The sequence below is a fragment of the Bacillus sp. X1(2014) genome (assembly GCF_007678255.1).
This window is the reverse complement of the sequence record NZ_VEED01000060.1, coordinates 1-506: the sequence shown is the minus strand read 5'-3', so window position 1 is coordinate 506 and position 506 is coordinate 1. Positions and strand designations below refer to the sequence as shown.

Annotated in this window: 1 protein-coding gene; it reads left to right on the top strand. The window is 60.5% G+C overall.

The genetic code is table 11. The annotated features are described in order from the left end of the window. Positions 1 to 506 (top strand): hypothetical protein (locus FS608_RS31930; RefSeq protein WP_186328961.1); only part of this gene is annotated, 506 nt, incomplete at both ends.

Below are 506 nucleotides of genomic sequence, written 5' to 3'. Positions count from 1 at the left end.
CAAGCACTGGCAGCTCAGGCACTGGCAGCTCAGGCACTGGCAGCTCAAGCACTGGCAGCTCAAGCACTGGCAGCTCAGGCACTGGCACCTCAAGCACTGGCAGCTCAAGCACTGGCAGCTCAAGCACTGGCAGCTCAGGCACTGGCAGCTCAAGCACTGGCAGCTCAAGCACTGGCAGCTCAAGCACTGGCACCTCAAGCACTGGCAGCTCAGGCACTGGCACCTCAAGCACTGGCAGCTCAAGCACTGGCACCTCAAGCACTGGCAGCTCAAGCACTGGCAGCTCAAGCACAAGCAGCTCAAGCACAAGCAGCTCAAGCACAAGCAGCTCAAGCACAAGCAGCTCAAGCACTGGCAGCTCAAGCACTGGCAGCTCAAGCACTGGCAGCTCAAGCACTGGCAGCTCAAGCACTGGCAGCTCAAGCACAAGCAGCTCAAGCACTGGCAGCTCAGGCACTGGCAGCTCAGGCACTGGCAGCTCAAGCACTGGCAGCTCAAGCACTGGC